Annotated in this window: 18 protein-coding genes; 6 read left to right on the plus strand and 12 right to left on the minus strand. The window is 71.7% G+C overall.

The features are described from left to right. Nucleotides 1–66: 66 nt before the first annotated feature. Nucleotides 67–4,749: an FtsK/SpoIIIE domain-containing protein gene (locus tag ACZ7EG_RS09585; RefSeq protein WP_471074576.1), complete on the plus strand. Its 4,683-nt coding sequence runs from the start codon at nt 67–69 to the stop codon at nt 4,747–4,749. 88 nt (nt 4,750–4,837) lie between these two features. Here ACZ7EG_RS09585 and ACZ7EG_RS09590 read toward each other — a convergent pair whose 3' ends face one another. Both ACZ7EG_RS09590 and ACZ7EG_RS09595 read right to left on the minus strand, forming a co-directional pair. Continuing rightward, nucleotides 4,838–6,595, minus strand: a complete 1,758-nt coding sequence (locus tag ACZ7EG_RS09590) for a serine/threonine-protein kinase (protein ID WP_471074579.1) — start codon at nt 6,593–6,595, stop codon at nt 4,838–4,840. A 93-nt stretch (nt 6,596–6,688) separates the two neighbouring features. Next, a complete protein-coding gene (locus ACZ7EG_RS09595) occupies nt 6,689–7,537 on the minus strand; it encodes a menaquinone biosynthetic enzyme MqnA/MqnD family protein (RefSeq protein WP_471074582.1) in 849 nt (282 codons plus the stop codon). 322 nt (nt 7,538–7,859) lie between these two features. Between ACZ7EG_RS09595 and ACZ7EG_RS09600 the strand changes: the two genes are divergently transcribed. The 3 genes from ACZ7EG_RS09600 (at nt 7,860) to ACZ7EG_RS09610 (ending at nt 9,078) form a co-directional block, all read left to right on the plus strand. Next, on the plus strand, nt 7,860–8,063 hold the full coding sequence (locus ACZ7EG_RS09600; RefSeq protein ID WP_003992177.1) for a cold-shock protein: 204 nt from the start codon (nt 7,860–7,862) through the stop codon (nt 8,061–8,063). A gap of 110 nt (nt 8,064–8,173) precedes the next feature. Beyond that, a complete protein-coding gene (locus ACZ7EG_RS09605; protein ID WP_471074584.1) occupies nt 8,174–8,395 on the plus strand; it encodes a hypothetical protein in 222 nt (73 codons plus the stop codon). Between the two features lie 29 nt (nt 8,396–8,424). Next, nucleotides 8,425–9,078 carry a class I SAM-dependent methyltransferase gene (locus tag ACZ7EG_RS09610; RefSeq protein WP_471074587.1) on the plus strand — a complete coding sequence of 218 codons (654 nt, stop codon included), beginning with the start codon at nt 8,425–8,427 and terminating at the stop codon, nt 9,076–9,078. Nucleotides 9,079–9,226: 148 nt separating this feature from the next. Here the strand turns inward: ACZ7EG_RS09610 and kstD are convergent, their stop codons facing one another. The 5 genes from kstD to ACZ7EG_RS09635 all read right to left on the minus strand — a co-directional run bounded on the left by kstD (nt 9,227) and on the right by ACZ7EG_RS09635 (nt 16,247). Further along, nucleotides 9,227–10,999, minus strand: coding sequence for a 3-oxosteroid 1-dehydrogenase (gene kstD, locus ACZ7EG_RS09615; protein WP_471074590.1), 1,773 nt, complete (start codon nt 10,997–10,999; stop codon nt 9,227–9,229). Nucleotides 11,000–11,448: 449 nt separating this feature from the next. Next, complete coding sequence (locus ACZ7EG_RS09620; protein ID WP_471074593.1) at nt 11,449–12,570, minus strand: sugar ABC transporter substrate-binding protein; 1,122 nt, start codon at nt 12,568–12,570, stop codon at nt 11,449–11,451. 106 nt (nt 12,571–12,676) lie between these two features. After that, nucleotides 12,677–14,596 carry an AMP-dependent synthetase/ligase gene (locus ACZ7EG_RS09625; protein WP_471074596.1) on the minus strand — a complete coding sequence of 640 codons (1,920 nt, stop codon included), beginning with the start codon at nt 14,594–14,596 and terminating at the stop codon, nt 12,677–12,679. 239 nt (nt 14,597–14,835) lie between these two features. Beyond that, nucleotides 14,836–16,125 carry an acetyl-CoA C-acetyltransferase gene (locus tag ACZ7EG_RS09630; protein WP_471074599.1) on the minus strand — a complete coding sequence of 430 codons (1,290 nt, stop codon included), beginning with the start codon at nt 16,123–16,125 and terminating at the stop codon, nt 14,836–14,838. Then, nucleotides 16,122–16,247, minus strand: a complete 126-nt coding sequence (locus tag ACZ7EG_RS09635) for a hypothetical protein (protein WP_471074602.1) — start codon at nt 16,245–16,247, stop codon at nt 16,122–16,124. Before ACZ7EG_RS09635 ends, ACZ7EG_RS09630 begins: the two co-directional genes overlap by 4 nt. 121 nt (nt 16,248–16,368) lie before the next feature. Between ACZ7EG_RS09635 and ACZ7EG_RS09640 the strand changes: the two genes are divergently transcribed. Both ACZ7EG_RS09640 and ACZ7EG_RS09645 read left to right on the plus strand, forming a co-directional pair. Beyond that, nucleotides 16,369–17,673 (plus strand): 3-oxoacyl-ACP reductase, encoded by a 1,305-nt coding sequence (locus tag ACZ7EG_RS09640; RefSeq protein WP_471074908.1) that lies wholly within the window; start codon nt 16,369–16,371, stop codon nt 17,671–17,673. Further along, the gene (locus ACZ7EG_RS09645) at nt 17,673–18,524 is read left to right on the plus strand and encodes a MaoC family dehydratase (protein ID WP_471074605.1); all 852 of its coding nucleotides are present in this window, start codon (nt 17,673–17,675) and stop codon (nt 18,522–18,524) included. The genes ACZ7EG_RS09640 and ACZ7EG_RS09645 overlap by 1 nt, the downstream gene beginning before the upstream one ends. Here ACZ7EG_RS09645 and ACZ7EG_RS09650 read toward each other — a convergent pair. From ACZ7EG_RS09650 to ACZ7EG_RS09670, 5 genes are all read right to left on the minus strand, one after another. Further along, the gene (locus tag ACZ7EG_RS09650; RefSeq protein ID WP_471074608.1) at nt 18,512–19,216 is read right to left on the minus strand and encodes a TetR/AcrR family transcriptional regulator; all 705 of its coding nucleotides are present in this window, start codon (nt 19,214–19,216) and stop codon (nt 18,512–18,514) included. The two genes, ACZ7EG_RS09645 and ACZ7EG_RS09650, sit on opposite strands and share 13 nt — an antisense overlap. Nucleotides 19,217–19,312: 96 nt before the next feature. Beyond that, the gene (locus tag ACZ7EG_RS09655; protein ID WP_471074611.1) at nt 19,313–20,635 is read right to left on the minus strand and encodes a dicarboxylate/amino acid:cation symporter; all 1,323 of its coding nucleotides are present in this window, start codon (nt 20,633–20,635) and stop codon (nt 19,313–19,315) included. A 68-nt stretch (nt 20,636–20,703) separates the two neighbouring features. Continuing rightward, complete coding sequence (locus ACZ7EG_RS09660) at nt 20,704–20,805, minus strand: putative leader peptide (RefSeq protein WP_471074614.1); 102 nt, start codon at nt 20,803–20,805, stop codon at nt 20,704–20,706. 139 nt (nt 20,806–20,944) lie between these two features. Then, entirely contained in the window at nt 20,945–21,244 is a 300-nt protein-coding gene (locus ACZ7EG_RS09665; RefSeq protein ID WP_471074617.1) for a DUF4229 domain-containing protein, read from the minus strand. Between the two features lie 101 nt (nt 21,245–21,345). Continuing rightward, nucleotides 21,346–21,870: a GNAT family N-acetyltransferase gene (locus tag ACZ7EG_RS09670; RefSeq protein ID WP_471074620.1), complete on the minus strand. Its 525-nt coding sequence runs from the start codon at nt 21,868–21,870 to the stop codon at nt 21,346–21,348. Nucleotides 21,871–21,873 lie beyond the last annotated feature (3 nt).

A 21,873-nucleotide genomic window follows, 5' to 3' on the forward strand; every position in this document is an offset into this window, starting at 1 on the left:
ACAGCGGCAACCAGCGACACACACCACAGCGGCCACACCGGCCCAGTGGCACGGGGAGGACAAGTCGTGCGCCTGACTCTGACCGTCGTCGACCCGTACGGCGGTGGCACCGCCGACGTCGTGCTCGATGCCGATCCTGAGTCCACCGTGGGGGACATTGCGCAGGAGCTGGCCAAGCAGGTGGGGCACAGCGGGGCGCAGGTCATCCCGCTCGGGCAGCACCGGCACGCGCCGGCCAACAACGCGCCCCTCGTCTACGTGGACGGGTACGCCGTCGACCCCAGCGCCACTGTCGTGGGCTCGCCCCTGCGTGAGGGCGCCGTCGTCAGTCTTCAGGATCCCTCCGGGTGTCTGCCCGGCGAGCCCACCGGGTTGGTCGAGTTGCGGGTGGTCGGCGGGCCCGCGGCCGGCTTCGTGCACCGGCTCGGGGTCGGGCGGTACGACATCGGCAGCGGGGCGGCGTCGTACGTCCGCGTCGACGATCCCGAGGTCGACGCCCGGGCCCTCACCCTCTCCGTGGCCACGGACGGCACCTGCCAGGTCGCCGTGCACATGGACAAGGAGCACGTCACCCTCGACGGCACGTCCCTCGCCGAGAACGACGCAGCGGACCAGGGCAAGAAGAGCGACAAGAAGAGCGACAAGAAGGGCGACAGGAAGAGCGGCAGGCGGAACGGCAGGAAGAAGGACCAGGAGAAGGCGGACGAGAAGAAGAACGGTCCCACCGAGTGGCCCCTCGGCGCTCAGATCGGGCTCGGGAACACCCTTCTCGAACTCACCCGTTACACACCCCCGAACGCCGCCCTCAAGTGGTCCGACGACGGCGTCGGTCTCGACTACAACCGGCCCCCGCGGCTGCGGCCGCCCGAGCGTCAGACCAGTTTCCGGCTGCCGTCGCGGCCCCGTGACTACGAGGCCAGGCCACTGCCCTGGCTGATGGCGCTGACCCCGCTGGTCGGTGCCGTCGTGTCGGTGATGATCTTCCAGCGCTGGTACTACCTGATCATGGCGGCCCTCAGCCCGATCCTGCTCTTCGCCAACTACTACAACGACAAGAAGCACGGGCGTAAGTCGCACGCCAAGCAGGTCGAGGAGTACCAGGAGCAGAAGGAGCGGATCGAGAAGGACGCCCAGGACGCGCTCGTCGCCGAGCGGAACGACCGGCGGCAGGCCATACCCGACCCGGCGACCGTCCTCGCCCTCGGGACCGGGCCGCGTACCCGTCTGTGGGAGCGGCGGCGCACCGACCGCGACCACCTTCTGATCCGTTTCGGCACGGGGCAGTTGCCCTCCGAGGTGGTGCTCGACGACCCCGAGCAGGACGACCACCGCCGCCAGGTGACGTGGAAGATCGAGGACGCCCCGGTCGCGTTGCACCTCCGTACGCTCGGTGTCGTCGGCATGGCCGGGCCCGGCGACTCCGCCCGTGCCCTCGGGCGCTGGGCCGTCGCGCAGACGGCGGCGCTGCACAGCCCGATGGACGTGCAGTTCTACGTGCTCAGCGACAACGCCGCGCGGGAGTCCTGGGACTGGGTGCGCTGGCTGCCGCACGCCCGGCCGTCGGGCGGGCAGGACGTCAACGCGCTCGTCGGAACGGACGCCGAGACCGTCGGCGCCCGCATCGGCGAGCTGACGCAGATCCTCGACGCGCGCAAGAAGGCCGCCGAGGAGAACAAGTCACAGGGCAATTCGAGCTTCAGCGACCCCGACATCGTCGTCGTGTGGGACGGGTCGCGGCGGCTGCGGTCCCTTCCCGGCGTGGTACGGCTGCTGCGCGAAGGGCCGTCCGTGTCGATGTTCGCCATGTGCCTGGACGCCGAGGAGCGGTTCCTGCCCGGCGAGTGCCAGGCGTACGTCGTGGCCGAGCCGAAGGCCGAGGAGTACCAGCCGGCCGCCCAGCAGGTGCAGCAGCAGTCCCAGCAGGCCGCCGGCGCCTTCCCTTCTTTCCAGGCCTGGCACACCACCGCGCAGCAGTCCGAACAGGCCGAGCGCACCGAGCAGTTGCGGCTGCGCGTCGAGGAGGCCGGTGCGGAGCGTCTGAAGGACGTACGGCCCGACTTCGTCTCCGCCGCCTGGTGTCTGCGCCTGGCGCGGTCGCTGTCGCCGCTGCGGGACATCAGCGGCGAGACCGAGGACTCGGCGCTGCCCGGGTCGAGCCGGCTGCTCGACGTGCTGCAGCTGGAGCCGCCGACCAGTGACGCGATCGTGGCCCGGTGGAGGATGGGTGGGCAGTCGACGCTGGCCGTCATCGGTGAGTCGTACGACGGGCCGTTCGGCATCGACATCCGCAAGGACGGTCCGCACGGTCTGATCGCCGGTACGACCGGTTCGGGTAAGTCGGAGCTGCTGCAGACCATCGTGGCGGCGCTGGCGGTGGCGAACACGCCCGAGAACATGACGTTCGTGCTGGTCGACTACAAGGGTGGTGCGGCCTTCAAGGACTGTGTGCATCTGCCGCACACGGTCGGCATGGTGACCGACCTCGACGCCCACCTGGTGGAGCGCGCCCTGGAGTCGCTGGGTGCGGAGCTGCACCGGCGCGAGCACATCCTGGCCGCCGCCGACGCCAAGGACATCGAGGACTACCAGGATCTCGTACGCCGTGATCCGTCGCACCAGCCGGTGCCCCGACTGCTCATCGTCATCGACGAGTTCGCCTCGATGGTGCGTGACCTGCCCGACTTCGTGACGGGCCTGGTGAACATCGCCCAGCGTGGTCGTTCCCTCGGTATCCATCTGCTGCTGGCCACTCAGCGGCCGAGCGGTGTCGTGTCTCCCGAGATCCGCGCCAACACCAACCTCCGTATCGCGCTGCGGGTGACGGACGGCGGCGAGTCGTCCGATGTCATCGACTCGCCCGAGGCGGGGCACATCTCCAAGAACACTCCGGGTCGCGCGTATGCCCGGCTCGGGCACGCCTCGCTTGTGCCGTTCCAGTCCGGCCGCGTCGGCGGCCGCCGGCCCGGTGCCGCCGACCCTGCCGTGCTGATGCCCTGGGTGGGCCCGCTGACCTGGGAGGATCTGGGCCGGGCGGCGTTGGTCAAGCCGAAGGCCGAGTCCCGTGAGGACGAGGAGATCACCGACCTGAAGGTCCTCGTCGACACCATCCGTGACGCCAACAGCTCACTCGGCATCCCTCCGCAGCACAGCCCGTGGCTGCCCGCTCTGGACGAGACGCTGCTGCTGGACGACGTCGAGTCGCCCGCGTTCGCCGGCGGCCCCGGCAGGCTGCCGCCTGCGCCGTACGGCATCGAGGACCTTCCCGCGAGCCAGTCGCGCCGCCCGGTCGCCGTGGACTTCTCGTCCTTCGGCCACCTCATGATCGGCGGCGCCCCGCGCAGCGGCCGCTCCCAGGTGCTGCGCACCCTGGCGGGTTCGATCGCCCGTACGCACTCGGTCGCCGACGTGCACCTCTACGGCATCGACTGCGGCAACGGCGCGCTCAACGCCCTGACGCGGCTGCCGCATTGCGGTGCGGTCGTGAGCCGTAACCAGACCGAGCGGGTCGTACGGCTGGTCAACCGGCTCAAGGGCGAGATGAGCCGCCGCCAGGACGTGCTGGCGGACAAGGGCTTCGCGGACATCGGTGAGCAGCGGGCCTCGGTCGCCGAGGACGAGCGGCTGCCGCACATCGTGGTGCTGCTGGACCGCTGGGAGGGCTGGGTGCCCACGCTCGGGGAGGTCGACCACGGGTCGCTGACCGACGAGTTGCAGACGATGATGCGCGAGGGCGCGAGCGTCGGCATCCACCTGGTCCTCACGGGTGACCGCACCCTCCTGGTGGGCCGTATCGCGACGCTCACCGAGGACAAGTACGGGCTGCGGCTCGCCGACCGCAGCGACTTCTCCGCCCTCGGCATCCCGGCGCGCAAGGTGCCCGAGGAGATTCCTCCGGGTCGTGCGTTCCGCAACGAGTTCGGTACGGAGACGCAGTTCGCGCTGCTCGCGGCGGACACGACCGGTCAGGGGCAGGCCGCGGCGCTGGCGGCGATCGGTGAGGCGGCCACGGCCCGCGATGCCTCCGTCCCGCGCTCGCGCCGTCCCTTCCGGGTGGACAGCCTGCCCAGCCGCATCTCCTTCCCGGAGGCGTGGGAGATGCGCGACCCGGAGGCGTCCCGTTCACGGCTGTGGGGTCTGGTCGGGATCGGCGGCGACGAGATCGTCGGCTTCGGCCCCGATCTGGCGCAGGGCGTACCGGCGTTCGTCATCGCGGGTCCGGCCAAGTCGGGCCGCTCGACGGTCCTGCTGAACTTCGCGCACTCGTTCCTGTCCCAGGGCACCCGCCTGGTCATCGCGGCCCCGCGCCAGTCCCCGCTCCGCCAACTCGACGGTACGGACGGCGTGCTGAAGGTCTTCACCGGTGACGACATCGACGAGGACGAGTTCGAGGAGCTGATCGACCAGGCGTCCCTGGAGGAGCCGATCGCGGTCCTCGTCGACGACGGCGAGCTCCTGGAGGACTGCGACGCCGAGAGCCAGATGAAGAAGCTGGTCTCGCGCGGCGCCGAACGCGGGCTCGCGCTGGTCATCGCCGGTGACGAGGAGGACGTGTGCAGCGGCTTCTCGGGCTGGCAGGTCGACGCGAAGAAGGCCCGCCGCGGCATCCTCCTCTCCCCCCAGGAGTCGTCCAGCGGCGACCTCGTCGGCGTCCGCCTCAACCGCGGCATGGTCGGCGGCCAGGTCGCCCCGGGCAAGGGCATGCTGCATCTCGGCGACGGGGAGCTGCGTACGGTGGTCATTCCGGGGTGAGGCGGTGAGCGGGGGTTCGGCGTCTCGTCCCTCGCGGCGGCCGCACTGCTGATCGCCTTGTTCGTCAAGCTCAGCCGCAAGGCACCTCCTACCGAACCCTCGACATCCGGGCCTGAGGCCGCCCCGACTCCTCGCTCTCCGACCGGTACTGGAGGTCGTCGCCCACCGGCTTGAGGTGAACGGTCGTCCTCGCCGGGTTGCAGCCGCTGTGGTTGGTCGTCGCGCCGACCGACGTCGCGACGAGTTCCGTCTTCGTCACCTGCTTCAGGGTGAGTACGTCGACGCAGACGCCGCCGATCTGGTCGGTCTGGCGGAGCTTGCCCAGCTCGCCGCCGACGGCGGCCTGTCCGACGGTGATGCGGAACGTGCCGAGGGGCAGTCTGCCGTCGAGGGCGACGCCCTGGCCCTCCCAGGTGCCGAGGTAGGCGGCGGGCACCGTTCCGGAAGGGGCGGTGCTCGCGCTCGCCGCGGGGGGCGAGTCGGAGCCGCTGCCCGAGTCCGCGTCGTCCTGGCCGCCCCGGCCCGGCAGCAGGTCGAACACGAACACCAATCCGATCGTCACGGCCGCCATCGCCCCCGCGACCGCCAGTGCCACGGAGCAGCTCAGCCGCCGCACCCGCCCGCCGCCCTCCGGCGCGGAGGTCGCCGTGACGGAGACGGAGACTTTGCCGGGGCGTCGCCCGGAGGCCGGGGCGGTGTCTTGCGGGTGGCCGCCGTCCCGCGGTTCGGGTACGGCGGCGAAGGGGGGAGCGGGTGACGTCGCCTCGGAAGGGGGCAGGACCGACGGCGTCACCCCGTGCGGTGTCGCCGCCGACGGCATCACGGGCGGCGGTCCGAACACGCCGAGCCCCTCGCTCCCGTCCGCTTCCGGCACCCCCACCGACGGGCTGCTGAACCCCACCGGGCCCGAAGGCGCCCCGGCCGCCGCCCCCTGCCCCGCTCCCGCCCCCGTCACCTCCAGGTTCAGCAGGTGCACAGCACTGCGGCTCACCTGCTCCACCAGTGCCCCCGGCAGCCATCCGCCCGCCACCAGCCGGGCCGCGCCCTCGGGGGCCAGTCGGCGGGCCAGCTGCGCGGGGGCGGGCCGTGTGTCCGGGTCCTTCGCGAGGCACTCCGTTGTCAGGCTCCGCAACTCCCCGTCCAGCAGGCCGAGCTCCGGCTCCTCGTGGACGACCTTGTAGAGCAGGGCGGCGGAGGAGTCGCCGGGGAAGGGCGGTTCACCGGTCGCCGCGTACGCGAGGACCGCGCCCAGGGAGAAGACGTCGGCCGCGCCCGTGACGCCCTTGCCCAGGATCTGCTCGGGGGACATGTAGCCGGGCGAGCCGATGGACACGCCGGTGGAGGTGAGGGACGCCGTGCCGTCCGTGGCCCGGGCGATCCCGAAGTCGATCAGCAGGGGTCCGTCCAGGGTCAGCAGCACGTTCGACGGCTTCACGTCCCGGTGCACCAGCCCCAGCTCGTGCACCGCCGCCAGCGCCTCGGCGAGTCCCGCCCCGAGGGCCCGAACGGTGTGGGCCGGCAGGGGCCCGCCGTCGGCGATCGCGGCCGACAGCGACGGACCGGCCGCGTACGCCGACGCCACCCACGGCACCCGCGCCTGCGGGTCGGCGTCGAGGACGGGTGCCGTCCAGGCGCCGCCCACCCGGCGCGCGGCCTCGACCTCGCGCCGGAAACGGGCCCGGAACTCCTCGTCCAGCGCGAGGTGCGGATGCACGATCTTCACGGCGACCGTGCGGCCGCCGGCGCTGCGGCCCAGGTAGACCCGGCCCATGCCGCCGGAGCCCAGCCGGCCCAGCAGCCGGTAGGGCCCCACGACGGTGGGTTCGTCGACGTCGAGCGGCCGCATGGGCGTCACCCCTCCCCCGAAGGCAAGCGGGGACGTCCCCGGTCCCGGTGCGCCTGCACTCTCCAGCAGAGTAGTGCGGGAGCACCGCCCGGCTCACGGCTGGAGCAGATCCACCTTCACGTCCGCCGGGAAACCGGTCGTCGGGCCGACCCGTCGTGCGAACTCGGCGACCGCGGCCAGCTGCGGGCCGCCGAAACGGAAGTCGAGGGTCGTGAAGTAGCGGGCCAGGGTCTCCTCGTCGAAGGCCTCCCAGCGGGCGGCCTGCTCGGCGACCTTGCCGACCTCCTCCAGGGAGAGGTTGCGGGAGTCGAGGAAGGCCTCGTGCACCCGGCGGGTGATGACCGGCTCGCGCTCCAGGTAGTCGCGGCGGGCCGCCCAGACCGCGAAGACGAACGGCAGGCCCGTCCACTCCTTCCACAGCGCGCCCAGGTCGTGCACTTCCAGGCCGAAGCGGGGCCCGTCGAGCATGTTCGCGCGCAGTGCCGCGTCGCCGATGAGGACGGCGGCGTCGGCCTCCTGCATCATCAGGCTGAGGTCGGGCGGGCAGGTGTAGTAGTCCGGCTCGACGCCGTAGCGCTCGGCGAGGAGCAGCTGGGCGAGGCGGACGGAGGTGCGGGAGGTCGACCCGAGGGCGACGCGGGCGCCGTCCAGACGGTCCAGCGGGACCTGCGAGACGATCACGCAGGACATGACCGGGCCGTCGCAGCCGACGGCGATGTCGGGGAAGGCGACCAGATCGTCGGCGTGCCGGAGAAACTCGACGAGGGTGATCGGACCGATGTCGAGTTCGCCCTGCACCAGCTTCTCGCTGAGCTTCTCCGGGGTGTCCTTGGAGAGCTCGAAGTCGAGGAGCGTGCCCGTTCTCGCGAGCCCCCAGTACAAGGGCAGGCAGTTCAGGAACTGGATGTGGCCGACGCGCGGCCGGGTGCGAGGATTGTCCACATCGTGAGGCTAGCCCTCACGGCGTACGGACCGGCGCGCGACCCCGCCGTCGGGGTGCGGGCCCGTTGGGGGCGCCCCCTCCGCCAGTCGGCGGAGGGATGTTCAAACATTCGGGTGACGTGATCTTGACCCCTATTGCATTCCACGGCCTGCGTGCTAGGCTCGTCGCAAGTTGCAGTTTGGTTTCCCTTGCAGTACAGAGCCTGCGGAGCATGTGACCGCGGGCTCTCGTCATTCTCAGACATATGCACTTGTGCGGAATTCATCTTCACACTTGCTGGTTCTGGAGCAGGGCAACCCTTTTGAAGCCCAAGGAGGGCTTATGGCTACCGGAACCGTGAAGTGGTTCAACGCCGAAAAGGGCTTTGGTTTCATCGCCCAGGAGGGCGGCGGCCCCGACGTCTTCGTCCACTACTCCGCGATCAACGCGAGCGGCTTCCGCTCGCTCGAGGAGAACCAGCAGGTGTCTTTCGACGTCACGCAGGGTCCGAAGGGCCCGCAGGCTGAGAACGTCACGCCGGTCTGATTTGTAGTACCCAAGGAGCCCCGCGCCTCAAGGCGACGGGGCTCCTGCCCTTTCCGGGCCCGGGCGGCCGATGAATTCACGGTGAATTCCGGCCGTGGAAGGATGGGCGGGTGCAGAACGATCCGGAGAACAGCGGGGAGGCCGGCGGCACGCCCGCCGACAAGGCCCTGGCCACCGGCCTGTCGGTCGGCCTGTCCCTCGGCACGGCCATAGGGCTCGTGCTCGGCCTGACCGTCTTCGACAATGTCGCCCTGGGCCTGGCCCTGGGCCTCGGTTTCGGCACGGCGATCGGAGCGGGGGCGGGAATCGGCGCCAGGCGGGGCCGCCCCTGAGGGACGGCGCCGCGCTAGGGTCTGCGGCCATGACCGAGCCCGCCGACTTCGTGACCGAGACCCGCACCTTCTACGACACCGTCGCCGAGGACTACGCCGTTCACTTCGACGACCTGCGGCCCGGGTCGCCACTCGACCGGGGCGTGCTGTACGGCTTCGCGGAGCTCGTGGGTGCGGGCGGCGAGGTCGCGGACCTGGGGTGCGGGCCCGGGCGGGTGACGGCGTACCTGGCGTCGCGGGGGCTGTCGGTGTTCGGGCTCGACCTGTCGGAGTCGATGCTCGCGATCGCCCGCCGTGAGCACCCGGGCCTGCGGTTCGTGCAGGGCTCGATGCTGGAGCTGGACCTGCCGGACGGCTCGCTCGACGGTCTCGTGTCCTGGTACTCGATCATCCACACGCCCGAGGAGCACCTGCCGGCCCTCTTCGCCGGTTTCCACCGCGTCCTGCGGCCCGGCGGCCATCTGCTCCTCGGCTTCCAGTGCGGTGACGAGCCCCGCCGCTACGAGGAGGCCTTCGGCCACCCGGTCTCCCTGACCTTCCGCCGCCGCCGGCCGGAGCACGTCGCCGCCCTGCTGGGCAATGCCGGCTTCACCGTCCGTGCCACGACGGTACGGGAGCCGGACGAGGCACAGGGCGAGCCGGTCGCCCAGGCGAGCCTCGTGGCCCGCAAGCCGGTGGAGTAAGCCGGTGGAGTAAGCCGCCTGGCGCATCGCCGCAGCCCCACGCGCGACGCCCCCGGGCGGCTCCGTGACCGGCCCCGGCTGCCCCCAGGCGCACCGCGGCCGGCTCACGCTCAGACCTCGAAACGCCCTCCGGCCAAGAAACACACGGCTAGAGCACCCCCGCGGCATCCCTCGCCGCGATGTACCCGAACGTCATCGCCGGGCCGATCGTCGACCCCGCGCCCGCGTAGCTGCGGCCCATCACGGCCGCGCTCGCGTTTCCCGCCGCGTACAGGCCCGGGATCACCGAGCCGTCCTCCCGCAGCACCCGGGCCCGGGCGTCCGTGCGGAGGCCGCCTTTGGTGCCGAGGTCGCCGGGGACGATGCGGAAGGCGTGGTACGGGGGGAGCCAGAGGGGCGCCAGACAGGAGTTGGGACGGACCGACGGGTCCGTGTAGTAGTGGTCGTAGGCGCTGTCGCCCCGGTGGAAGTCGGGGTCCTCGCCCTGGAGGGCCTGGGCGTTGAAGCGGTTCACGCTGGTGCGCAGGGCCGCCGCCGGGACGCCGATCGAGGCCGCCAGCGCATCCAGGGTCCACTCCTTGTGCGCGGCCCCTGAGTCGTACCAGGCGTCGGGGAAGGGCAGGGTCGGCAGGACGTCCTTGAAGAGGTACCGGTTGCGGTAGTTCTGGTCGGTGATCAGCCAGGACGGGATCGCCTCGTGCTCGTCGTACATGGTGTGCACGACGTCGCTGTAGGGCGCGGCCTCGTTGACGAAGCGCCGGCCCGAGCCGTTCACCAAAAGTCCGCCGGGCAGGGTGCGTTCGGCGAGGCAGAAGTAGGGCTGTCCGGGGATCGGGATCGCCGGGCCCCACCAGGCGTCGTCCATCAGGTCGAGCGCCGCGCCCAGCCGCTCCCCCGCCCGGATGCCGTCGCCGGTGTTCTCCTTCGCCCCGACGGTCCACTCCGTGCCGATGGGCTGCCGCTGGAAGCGCTGCCGCATCGCCGCGTTGTGCTCGAAGCCGCCCGATCCGACGATCACGCCGCGGCGGGCGCGGAGCAGTCCGGGTGCGCCGTCGCGGGTGACGACGGCTCCCGTCACCGTGCCGTTCTCGACGTGCAGGTCCGTCAGCGGCGTGTTCAGCCAGACCGGGACGCCGGCCGAGCGCAGGCCCGCCCGCAGGCCCGCGGCCAGTGCCTGGCCCATCGTCAGGGGCTTCTGGCCGAGCGTCGCCGCCTTGGCTCCGCGCGCGAGGCACTGGGCGGCGACGGCCGCGCCCCGGGCGTTCACGGCGGCCAGGGCGACCCACTTGTAGTCGGCGCTGAAGACGACCATGCCGGCGGGGACGTCCATGTACGGCGGGTTGAGGTGTGCCAGCTCGGCTCCCAGGAGGTTGCCGTCGAGCTGGTCCGGTTCGATGGAGCGGCCGTTCGGCAGGCCGCCGGGCAGCTCGGGGTAGTAGTCGCTGTAGCCCTCCATCCAGCGGAAGCGGAGGGGGCTGTTCGCCATGACGAAGGAGATCGTCGCCGGGCCGTGGGTGAGGAAGGCGCGCTGCCGGTCCGCGGGGACGTCCGGGCCGACGACCGCGGCGAGGTAGGCGGCGGCCTTGGCGGGGGTGTCCGGGACCCCGGCCGCGAGGATCACGGAGTTGTTGGGGATCCAGATCCCGGCACCGGAGCGGGCGGCCGAGCCGCCGAAGGTCGGGGCCTTCTCCACGACGACGCAGCTCAGGCCTTGGCGCGCGGCCGTCAGCGCCGCGGTCATGCCGGCGGCACCGGAGCCGATGACGACGACGTCGTACGTGCCGAGCGGGGGTAAGTCGGCCGCCCGGGCGCCTTGTTGCACTCCCGCGGCGACCGCGAGTCCGGCACCGGCGGCCCCGGCCAGCAGTCGTCTTCGGGAGGGGGCTCCGGCGGTGCCCGGGGTGTCCGTGCGTGTGGTCATGGCCGCTCCAGCCCGACGAGAACGCGAAAGGGGTGGGGAATGTCGCGCGGGGCTCTTGCGAAGTCAAGACCCGTGCGGCACCCACCGCGCGTCCCCGGCGGCGCGGACCGGTCCGCGAAGGCCCCTCCCGCACGACCCGACGGCCGCGCGCCGCCCCCGCCCGGACCCGCCAAGGCCCCTCCTGCACGACCTCGCGGCGGTGTACCGCCGTCGACCGGACCGCGAAGGCCCCTCCCGCACCACCTCGCGGCCGCGCGCCGCCGACCGGACCCCGCCAAGGCCCCTCCCGCACGACCTCGCGGCGGTGTACCGCCATCGACCGGACCGCGAAGGCCCCTCCCCCGCCGCCTCGCAGCCGCGCGCCGCCCCCGACCGGACCCGCGAAAGCCCCTCCCACGCGACCCGGCGGCCGCGACCGCGACCGTCCCGACGAGCGGGAGGCCCGGACGCTAGTCGAGGCCGATGGCCGCGCAGTCCGCCTTGTACTTCGAGGTGCAGATGTCCTTGACGGTGTACACGCCGTCGGTGATCACCGTGTCCTTGATGTTGTCCTTGGTGAGGGCGACCACCGGCACCAGCATGGCCGGGATGTTCTTCTGCGTCGGGCTGTCGACCGTCTCCCGGGTCAGCGCGGCGAACTCGATCGCCCGGCCCTGAACCTTGGCCACCGCGATCTTCGCGGCGTTGGTCGCCTCCAGCAGGAAGGACTTGTACACGGTCATGTACTGCTCGCCGGAGACGACCCGCTGCACCGCGTCGAGGTTGGCGTCCTGCCCGGTGACCGGCGGCATCCTGGTGGCCCCGGCCTCCTGCAGTGCCTCGATGGCGGCGCCGGCCATGCCGTCGTTGGCCGAGTAGACGGCGGCGATGTTGTTCAGCCCGACCTTCTGGATCGCCTTCTTCATGTTGGCCTTGGCGATCGCGGGCTTCCACTCCTTGGTGTCGTACTGCGCGACGATGTCGACCTGGCCCTGGAGTTCGCTGAGCGCGCCGTCCTTGAAGCGTGCGGTGTTGGGGTCCGCGGGGTCGCCGTTCATCATGACGACCTTGCTCTTCTGGGCCTTGTCGCCGAGTTCCCCCATGATGGCGCGGCCCTGCACCTGGCCGACGAGTTCGTTGTCGTGGGAGACGTAGGCGTCGATGGGGCCTTCGGCGAGCCGGTCGTAGGCGATGACGGGGATGCCGGCGTCCTTGGCCTTCTGCACGTCGGGGGCGATGCTCTTGGAGTTCAGCGCGTCGACGAGGATGACGTCCACCTTGTCGTCGATCATCTTCTGGAACTGTTCGCTCTGTCTGGCCACGCTGGCCTCGGCGTTGGCGTAGCGGACCGTGCCCTTGTTCTCGGTGAGGGACGCGACCTCCTGCTTGATCAGCGGGTAGTCGAACTTCTCGAAGCGTGCCGTGTCCCGGTCGGGCAGCAGCAGGCCCACCGTGATGTCGTTGCCCTTCTTGGCGGCGGCGTCGTCACTCCCGCCGTCGCTGCAGGCGGCGAGGGACAGGGCCGATACGGAGACCGCCAGGGCGATGGAGATGCGCCGCACGGCGACCTGACGGGTGTTACGCGGTATCACTGGTGGTGCCTTCCGAGGGGGGAGCATCGTGACGAGATGGTCGAAAGCCAACGGGCAGACGCCGTGCGTCGTCAAGAAAGACGTGTGAAGACATCGCAAAGGTGAATCACGGGGCGTACAGACCCTCCACTTCCGTGGCGAACGCGCGCAGCACGGCCTCCCGGCGGAGCTTCATCGACGGGGTGAGATGGCCGGCCTCCTCCGTGAAGTCCTCGGGGAGGATGACGAAGCGGCGGATCGACTCCGGACGGGAGACCATCTTGTTGGCCTCGTCGACGGCGCGTTGCAGGACGGCGCGCAGTTCCTCGTCGTCGACGAGGAGCGTGGGCGGCACGGGGTGTTTGCCGTTCATCTGGCGCCAGTGGGTGACGCCGTCCGGGTCGAGGGTGATCAGGGCCGAGACGAAGGGGCGGCCGTCGCCCAGGACCAGGCACTGGGAGATCAGCGGGTGCGAGCGCAGCCAGTTCTCCAGCGGGGCCGGGGCGACGGACTTGCCGCCGGCGGTGATCAGCAGTTCCTTCTTGCGGCCGGTGATCGTCAGGTAGCCCTCGTCGTCCAGTTCGCCGAGGTCGCCGGTGGCGAGCCAGCCGTCGGGGGCGGCGGGGACGACGCCGCCGGCCTGCGGGTCCCAGTAGCCGCGCAGCACGTGGTCGCCGCCGACGAGGATCTCCCCGTCGGCGGCGATGCGGACGCGGGTGCCGGGCAGCGGCCAGCCGACGGTGCCGAGCCGGGGCTTCAGGGGCGGGGTGACGGTGCTCGCGCCGGTGGTCTCCGTCAGGCCGTAGCCCTCGAAGATCTCGATGCCGGCACCGGCGTAGAACGCGGCGAGGCGGCGGCCGAGCGGGGAGCCGCCGCAGATGGCGTAGCGGACTCTGCCGCCCATGGCGTTGCGGAGGCGGCGGTAGACCAGGGGGTCGTAGAAGGCCCGGGCGGTCTTGAGGGCGCGGGAGGGGCCGGGTCCGGTGCCCGTCTGCTGGGCCTCCAGGGCCTCTCCGTAGCGCTGTGCCACGGCCACCGCGCGGTCGAACGAGGTGGCCCGGCCGCCCGCCTCGGCTTTGGCGCGGGCCGAGTTGAAGACCTTCTCCAGCATGTACGGGATGGCCAGCAGGCAGGTCGGCCGGAAGGCGGCCAGGTCCGGCAGCAGGTGGTCGGCCTTGATGCTCGGCGTGTGGCCGAGCCGGACGCGGGCGCGGATGCAGGCGATGGCCACCATGCGGCCGAAGACGTGGGACATCGGCAGGAACAGCAGGACGGAGGCCTCTTCGCTGGTCTTGGCCCGGAAGACGGGGTAGAGCAGCTCGATGGCGTTGTCGACCTCGGCGAAGAAGTTGCCGTGGGTGAGCGCGCAGCCCTTGGGGCGGCCCGTGGTGCCCGAGGTGTAGACGAGGGTGGCGAGGGTGTCGGGGCCGAGCATGCCGCGACGCACCTCGACCTCCTGGTCGGGCAGGTGTGCCCCGGTTTCCGCGAGCCGGTTCACGTGGCCCTTCTCCACGACCCACATGTGCCGGAGGTCGGGCAGCCGCTCCCGTTCGGGGCCGAGGGCGGCGGCCTGCGCGGCGGTCTCGGTGACCAGGGCGACCGCGCCGGAGTCCTGGAGGATCCAGCGGGTCTGGAAGACGGAGGAGGTGGGGTAGACGGGGACGGTGACCAGTCCGGCCGCCCAGGCGGCGAAGTCCAGGACGGTCCATTCGTAGATGGTGCGGGCCATCACGGCGATCCGGTCGCCCGGCATCAGGCCCTCGGCGATCAGGCCCTTCGCCACGGCCCTCACCTGGTCGGCGAACTGTGCCGCCGTGACGTCGCTCCAGTTGCCGTCGGCGTCCTTGCGGCTGAGTGCCACGGCGTCCGGGTGCGCGCTCGCGTTGTCGAACGGCAGGTCGGCGAGCGACCCGTGGGCCCACGGCGGGGCCAGCGGCGGCACGGAGGCCTCCCGTACCGCCCCGTCCAGCCGCCGTACCTCGGGCTCGACGAGCCTCGGCCCCCCGTACGCGTCGCCGTAGGCGGAGGAGGGATACGCAGTGGACACGGGCGGCTCCTGGGGCGTGCAGCGAAGGACTGCTTGCTGCATGACGTACGTGCCTCGCACGCCGAGGCGCTCAACCGGCTCAATCCCCCCTGAGTGGTCCTTAAGGGGTTACTGGCGGTAGGAACGGGATCGTACGGCGCCGACGTGGCGGGTTTGTGCGGGTTCGGGGATGGTCCGGAGCCAGGCCTGTGCAATCTCGGGGATTACGTGAGGGGCTTTCAGGTTCTGCGCACCGAGCCTCAGGCGCGCTCCAGGACGGCCGTCACCCCCTGCCCGCCCGCCGCGCAGACGGAGATCAGCCCGCGGGCCGGGGCGTCCCGTTCGGTGAGGAGCTTGGCCAGGGTGGCGACGATCCGGGCGCCGGTGGCGGCGAAGGGGTGGCCGGTGGCGAGGGAGGAGCCGGCGACGTTCAGCCGGGCGCGGTCCACCGTGCCGAGGCCCCGCTTCTCCCAGGCGGCGAGCGTCGCCAGCACCTGGGAGGCGAACGCCTCGTGGATCTCGACGAGGTCGAAGTCGTCCAGGCCCAGCCCGGCCCGCTCCAGCATGCGCGGGACCGCGTACGCGGGCGCCATGAGCAGTCCGTCCTCGCCGCCGGCCACGTCACCGCCGACGAAGTCGACCGCGGCCGTCTCGTACGCGGTGAGGTACGCCAGCGGCTCCAGCCCGCGCTCGCGGGCCCAGTCCTCGCTCGCGAGCAGGACGGTGGCGGCACCGTCCGTCAGCGGGGTGGAGTTCCCGGCCGTCATGGTCGGGTCGGGGTGGCCGAGCCCGAACACCGGTTTCAGGGCGGCCAGTTTCTCCACCGTCGAGCCGGGGCGCAGGTTCTGGTCGCGGGCCAGGCCGCGGAAGGGGACCACGAGGTCCTGGAAGAAGCCGCGTTCGTACGCCGCCGCCAGCCGCCGGTGACTGGTGGCCGCGAGTTCGTCCTGCGCCTCGCGGGGGACGCCCCAGGCGCGGGCGGTGACGGCGGCGTGTTCCCCCATGGACAGGCCGGTGCGCGGCTCGGCGTTGCGGGGGATGTCGGGGACGAGGTGACCCGGGCGCACCTTCGCCAGGGCCTTCAGCCGGGCGCCGGGCGACGTGGCCCGGCGGACCTCCAGCAGGATGCGGCGCAGGGAGTCGTTGACGCCGAGGGGTGCGTCGCTGGCCGTGTCGGCGCCGCCCGCCACGGCCGACTCGGTCTGGCCGAGGGCGATCTTGTTGGCGGCGGCGATGACGGCCTGGAGTCCGGTGCCGCAGGCCTGCTGGATGTCGTAGGCGGGGGTGCGCGGGTGGAGCCCGGAGCCGAGCACGGTCTCGCGGGCGAGGTTGAAGTCGCGGGCGTGCTTGAGCACGGCCCCGGCGACGAACTCACCGACGGCGCCCGGCTCCTGGAGCCCGTACCGCTCGACGAGGCCGTCGAGGGCGGCGGTGAGCATCTGCTGGTTGGAGGCGGTGGCGTAGGGGCCGTCGGAACGGGCGAAGGGGATGCGCGCTCCGCCGACGATCGCCACGCGCCGCACCGACGGCGACGACTGCCGGCGGCTCATCTCGACCAACTCCTCTCGACCAGCCCGTTCGACCAGCTCATCTCGACCAGCCCGCTCAACCAGCTCATCTCGATCAGCCCGTTCAACCAGCTCATCTCGACCAGCCCGCTCAACCAGCTCATTTCCACCAGCTCATCTCGACCTGCTCCTCCTCCGTGACGTAGCCTTACCTCCGGTAACCTTACTCCAGAGTAAGCAGGAGTGGGGCTTCAGCGAACCGTCCTCGGGAACTGGGAGTCGTCCATGGCCGACCGCTATCTGCGCTTCACCGGTACCGCGCCCGGCCGCTTCCTCACGCGTCGGCTGGGACTGCCGCAGCCCGCGGCGCTGACCCGCTGGTCCGCCGAGCGGCCCGTCCTGGACGGCGGGCTGCTGCACCTCACCGCCGGCCGGTCCGCCCTCGGCCCGGCGCCGGTCCCGGCCCGTACGGGACTCGGCCCGGCGGGCTCCGACCGCACGGCCGCCGTCGTCCTGGACGCGACCGGGGTGCGGGACGTCGAAGGCCTGGCGGAGGTGCACGCCGCCCTGCATCCCGTCGTACGGTCGGTCGCCTCGAGCGGACGCGTGGTGGTGCTCGGCGCGCCGCTCGACCCCACCGATCACCATCAGGCCGCGGCCCAGCAGGCCCTGGAGGGATTCACGCGCTCCCTGGGCAAGGAGATCGGCCGGGGCAGGACGGTGAACCTGGTCCGGCTCACGGACGCCGCCGCCGCGGAGTCCACCCTGCGCTTCCTGCTGTCGCCCAAGTCGGCCTATGTGAGCGGGCAGGTCATCGAGGTGGGTCCCACACGGGAAACGACCGCCGCCGACCCGGAACGCCCCCTGACCGGCCGCACCGCCCTGGTCACCGGCGCCGCCCGGGGCATCGGCGAGGCGGTCGCCGAGACCCTCGCGCGGGACGGTGCCCGGGTCGTGGTGCTCGATGTGCCGCAGGCCGAGCAGGACGCCCGGCGGGTCGCCGAGCGGCTCGGCGGCACCGCGCTGGCGCTCGACATGACGGCCGCCGACGCGGGCGCCCGGATCGCCGAGGCCCTGCCCGACGGACTGGACGTGCTGATCCACAACGCGGGCATCACCCGTGACCGGCGCCTGGTGAACATGCCCGCCGAACGCTGGATCTCCGTCCTGGAGGTGAACCTGGCGAGCGTGCTGCGCACCACGGACGCCCTGCTGAAGGACGGCACGCTGAAGCGCGGCGGCCGGATCGTCGCCACCGCCTCGATCGCGGGGATCGCCGGCAACGCCGGCCAGACCAACTACGGCGCGAGCAAGGCGGGCGTCGTCGGCCTGGTCCGCTCCCTCGCGCCGCGCGCGCTCGACGAGCACGGCCTGACGGTCAACGCGGTCGCGCCCGGCTTCATCGAGACCAGGATGACCGCCGCTGTCCCGCTGTTCATCCGCGAGGCGGGCCGCCGGATGAACTCCCTCGTCCAGGGCGGCCTCCCGGCCGACGTCGCCGAGACCACCGCCTGGCTGGCCCACCCGGCCTCGGGCGCGGTCAACGGCCAGGTCGTCCGCGTCTGCGGTCAGAGCCTGCTGGGGGCGTGATGGCCGACTCCCCCGCTCTCACCCTCACCCGGTCCCCCTCCCTCGCCCCGCTCCTGGCCCGCGGTGCCCTGCTGTCCCCCCTCAAACGCCCCGGCCCCGACGCGGAGTTCCCCCGTACCCGGCTCGTCCTGCCCGGCGTGCGCGTCGACCTCGCGCGGCTCGCGGCGTACGAACGGGTCTGCGGGTTCCCCGTCGGGGAGGACGCGCTGCCGGTGACGTATCCGCACGTGCTCGGATTCCCCCTGGCCATGCGGCTGATGAGCGGCCGGGACTTCCCGCTGCCGCTGCTCGGCCTCGTCCACACGTCGATCACCGTCACCCGGCACGAGCGGATGTCGCCCGGCGGTGGGTACGAACTCTCCGTGCACGTCGAGGGGCTGGTCCCCCACCGGCGCGGTACGGAGGCCACGGTCGTCACCGAGGTGCGCCGCGGTGGTGCCGTCGTCTGGGAGTCGAGCAGCACGTACCTGGCCCGGCACCGCACGCACCGGCTGACCGCGGTCCCCCGGGAGCCGGAGGCGCGGGGGCCGCTGCCCCCGGTGGACGAGTGGCGGCTCGCCGGGGACGTCGGGCGCCGCTACGGGGCCGCGTCCGGGGACCGCAACCCGATCCATCTGCACCCGCTCACGGCCCGGCTGTTCGGCTTTCCCCGGGCCATCGCGCACGGCATGTGGACCGTGGCCCGCTGCCTCGCGGCACAAGACGTCCCCCAATGCTGCCATCTGCGCGCGGAGTTCAGGGCTCCGGTCCTGCTGCCCGGGACGGTGACGTACGCGGCACGGGACGGCCGGTTCGAGCTGCGCGGCCCGCGGGACCGGCTCCATGTGACGGGGGAGGTCTACCCGACGTGAGGGCCCGGCGGCTCCTCCGGAGGCGCCCAGGGCCGCCCCTCCATCAGGTCGCCGAGTCCCGCCCAGGCGAAGTTCATCAGGGTGGCCGCGGCCTGGCGGGCCGTGACGCCCGGGGTGGCGTTGGCCCACGCGGCGAGTGACTCGGCGGCGCCGACCAGGGCCTCGGCGAGGCCGGCGACCTCGCGCTCCGGGAGGTCCGGGTCGTGGGGGTACCTCCCTGCTCGAGCGCAGCCGAGAGCTTGGGGGAGGGCCTCCCGGGCACCGGCGAGGATCAGCTGGGTGACGAACGCGACGATCTCCTCGCGCATCGCGGTGACCTCGGCGGCGAACGGCTCGCCGTGCGTACGCGCCTGGAGGTGCAGGACCGACCACGCGTCCGGGTTCTCGCCGGTGTGCGTGAAGAAGGCGCCGAGCCCCTCCCACAGTTGCCGGGCGGCGGGCAGATCGCGGCGGACCCCGGCCCGTACCGCCTCGACGAGGGCGCCCGCCTCGCGGCGGATGCAGGCGGTGAAGAGGTCTTCCTTCGAGTTGAGGTACAGGTACACCAACGGCTTGGACACGCCCGCGAGTTCGGCGATCTCGTCCATCGACGCGGCCATGTAGCCCCGCTGGCCGAAGATCCGCACGGCGGCGTCCAGCATCTGCTGTTCACGGACCGCGCGCGGCATCCGCTTGGTCTTCACGGCACCCATAGCGCTTAGCGTACGGGCCCCCTGGACGGCCCTCTCCCGGGAAACCGGGGAAGGACCGCTCAGGGGGCCCGTGAACGCGTGCGGCAGGTCCGGCCGTCAGGCGCTCGCGGTGACCGGCTCGGTCCGGTCGCGCGGCTCGTCGCGGGGCTCGTCGAGCGGCTCGTCCAGGGAGGAGCCGTCGGCCGTGGCGTACGCCGTGCGGTCGAGCAGGTTCTCGCGGGCCGAGACCAGGACCGGGATCAGTGCCTGTCCGGCGACGTTGGTCGCGGTACGGATCATGTCCAGGATCGGGTCGATCGCGAGGAGCAGACCGACGCCCTCCATCGGCAGGCCGAGGGTGGAGAGGGTGAGGGTCAGCATGACCGTCGCACCGGTGAGACCGGCGGTGGCGGCGGAGCCGACCACCGAGACGAACGCGATCAGCAGGTAGTCGCCGACGCCCAGCTGGATGTCGAAGATCTGGGCGACGAAGATCGCGGCGATGGCCGGGTAGATCGCGGCGCAGCCGTCCATCTTGGTCGTCGCGCCGAACGGCACGGCGAAGGAGGCGTACTCCTTCGGCACGCCGAGCCGCTCGGTGACCTTCTGCGTCAGCGGCATGGTGCCGACGGAGGAGCGGGAGACGAAGGCCAGCTGGATCGCGGGCCAGGCGCCCTTGAAGAACTGGACCGGGTTGACCTTGGCGACGGTCGCGAGCAGCGTCGGGTAGACGCCGAACAGCACGATGAGGCAGCCGGCGTAGATGTCGGCGGTGAACGTCGCGTACTTGCCGATCAGGTCCCAGCCGTAGGTGGCGATGGCGTTGCCGATGAGGCCGACGGTGCCGAGCGGGGCGAGCCGGATGACCCACCACAGCGCCTTCTGGAGGAGGCTGAGGACGGACTCGCTCAGGGTGAGGATCGGCTGGGCCTTCTCACCGAGCTGCAGGGCCGCGATGCCGGCGACGGCGGCCATGAAGACGATCTGCAGCACGTTCAGCTCGGTGAACGGCGTGATGACGTCGGTCGGGACGATGCCCGTCAGGAAGTCGATCCAGGAGCCGGTGTCCTCGGGCTTCGCGCCGTCCTTGGGCGTGAGGCCGGTACCGGCGCCGGGGTTGGTCAGCAGGCCGATGACCAGGCCGATGCTGACCGCGATCAGCGAGGTGATCATGAACCAGAGGAGGGTGCGCGAGGCCAGGCGGGCCGCGTTGTTGACCTTCCGCAGGTTGGTGATCGAGACCAGGATCGCGAAGAAGACGAGCGGGGCGACCGCGAGCTTCAGCAGCCCGATGAAGGTGTCGCCGACCTTTTCCAGTGTCGTGGTCAGCCAGGACAGGTCCTGGTCGCGGGCGAGCCAGCCGAGCAGCACACCCAGGACGAGACCGGCGAGTATCTGGGCCCAGAAGGGCACCTTGAAGGACTTCGTGTGTGAGGACACGGACTGACTCCGTTGGGGGGACGCGTAGGGGAGCTGACGTGGGAGGGGCGGTGGGGGGTTGCGTTACGTCAGGAACGACAGAAAGCGGACGCGCACCGACAGAGATCCACGTGCAGCCGCGCCACGAGCGGAACGCTCGGGGGCAAGGAGGGCGCGACTGCTGACTTCATACCATGACCTTAACACCTGAACTTTGAGGACCCCAAAGCCTTTCTTTGACAGGTGACGACGCACACATGCCCATACAACGCAATGCGCCCCGTTTCCGTGCATGTACGGAAACGGGGCGCTGTGAGCGTGCGAAGGGCCTTACGAGGTCTGCCCCTGGGTGCGGGGCGTGTCGTCGACGGCGTCCTCCTGGCTGCGGTGGGCGTCCAGGTTGGCCTTCATCCGGTCGACGCGCTGCGCGACCTGCACGGACGCCCGGTCCCGCTCCTTGCGCAGCACGACGAAGCTGATCGGCGCGGAGATCAGCAGGGCGAGGAGTACGACCCACAGCCCGTTGCTGTTGCCCAGCCCGCGGGGGGCGATGCCGGAGTAGACGGCGCCCCAGACGACCACGAGGCAGCCCACGAAGACTCCGAGGCGCATCAGTGTGTAGCGGAGCATCTCAATCCACTCTTCCGTTTCGAACGGCCGGAACGCACCCAAAGGGGCACCGTCCAGTGAAGCACGCCGAGCGGCCGATCTTGCAGGGGGGTCTTCGACGGTCAGACGAGGGGCAGCAGCATGATGATGTCCTCACGGTCCTCCCCCGGGGCCACCCGGATCGCGCCGGGGATCCGCCCGACCTCCTTGTACCCGCAGGACGCGTAGAACCGCTCCAGCCCGAGACCGCCCCGGCAGGTCAGCCGGATCGCCTCGATCCCGTCCATCTCCCGGGCCGCGGCCGCGGCGGCGCCCAGCAGGTCCCGCCCCCAGCCCTTGCCGTGATGCCTCGGGTGCACCATCACCGTGTACAGCCACAGCCAGTGCGTCATCAGATGGTGCGTGTTGAAGGTCAGGAACGCGGTCGCCGCGACCCGCCCCTCCGCGTCGTGCCCGACGAGCAGTTTGGCCCGCCCCTCCGCCATCGACGCGAAGTGCTGCACGAGCGCGGGGCGGATCTCCTCCCGCGTCACCGGCGGCACGTATCCGACGGCTCCGCCGGCGTTGGAGACATCGGTCCACAGGTCGAGCAGGCCGTCACGCAACTCCGGGGTGACGGCGGGACCGAGCGTGAAGGTAAGGGGCATGGC

This window comes from Streptomyces sp. NPDC037100, from assembly GCF_055606225.1.